We start from the raw sequence: 1,299 nt of genomic DNA on the forward strand, positions 1-1,299 counted from the left end.
GCAAGGCTGCTTTTCTTATTTAAGTGATGCGTGCCAAGGCATACTGGGCTACAGCAGTGAGGAGCTGACTGGAAAAAGCTACGCTCGCTACCTTATACCCGAAGACGTTGTCAGGACTAGGGAAGTGGCTAAGAGCTTGCTGGCTGGCGAAAGGCTCAACAACTTCACCAACACCTACTTTCATAAAAATGGCCAGCAGGTGCACCTGCGCTGGTCCGGGTTTTGGTCTGAAGAGGAGGAAGCATTTGTGTGCGTGGCCCGCGACGTGACAGAGGAAAACCTGGCGCAGCAAAAACTAAGGGAAAAGGACGAGCTTCACAGCGCCCTGGTAGAACATGGAGCGGACATTATCTCCTTGGTGGATGAAGAGGGCAACTTCCTGTACAGAAGCGGTGCCGGCCTGGCCCTGCTGGGCTACTCACCCGTGGATCTGATAGGGCAAAGTGTCTTTGAGTTCATCCACCCTGCCGATGTAGCACAGGCAAAGGCAGCTTTGACGCAGCTGTTAACAAGTAAGGAGCCAGTGACAATCGCTGAGTTCCGCTTTCGGACGGCAGCGGGTGAGTGGCGCTGGCTGGAGTCAACTGCTAGTAACCAGCTTCATAGCCCGAGCGTGAGAGCGCTGGTAATCAGCTCCAGGGACATCACGGAAAGGGTTGAAAGCCAACTCCTGCAACTGGAAAGAAACCAGCAGTTCAAGTCTCTGTTTGAGAACCACGTGGATGCAGTCGTGTACCAGAACAGGGAAGGTATTCTTCTGGATGCCAACCCCGCCACTCTTTCCTTGCTCGGTATGCCTAAGGCAGATGTCATAAACAGGCCCTTTTCAGAATTCCTTCCAACCGAGGTAATTCCTGTCTGTAAAAGTACCCTGCAAGAGGCTTTTAGAGGCGAACCGGTGAGATTCGAAGTAGCGATGCCTTTGGAAGCGGACACCAAGTACCTCGATATTATCAAGATACCTGTTTCGGTAGGGGGCGAAACGATTGGGGTGTACAGCATTCTTCGGGACGTGACAGAGATTCACAATGCCCATCAGGTTATTGAAAGGCAGGCGGAAAAACTAGACACCATCTTAAGCAGTGTCACAGATTCTTTTATCGCCCTTGACAAAGAGTGGCGCTTTAGTTACGTGAACTCGGTATTCGCAAAGCAAGGAGGGCATAATCAGGAGGAGCTTCTTGGCAAGAATATCTGGGAAGTTTTCCCGAGAATTTCCCCTTCAAAGTTCCGGAGGCAATGTGAGGAAGCGGCTAAAGAAGGAACTGCTAAACACTTCGAGGAGCGATACGCTTACTC

At 51.4% G+C, this 1,299-nt stretch carries 1 protein-coding gene; it reads left to right on the top strand.

Annotated features, from left to right (window positions below):
- Positions 1-43 precede the first annotated feature (43 nt).
- Positions 44-1,299 (top strand): PAS domain S-box protein (locus CHB92_RS25425; RefSeq protein WP_245842921.1); only part of this gene is annotated, 1,256 nt, incomplete at its 3' end.

Origin of the sequence: Pontibacter ummariensis (assembly GCF_900188175.1) — a bacterium.
In the GTDB taxonomy this organism is placed as follows: domain Bacteria; phylum Bacteroidota; class Bacteroidia; order Cytophagales; family Hymenobacteraceae; genus Pontibacter; species Pontibacter ummariensis.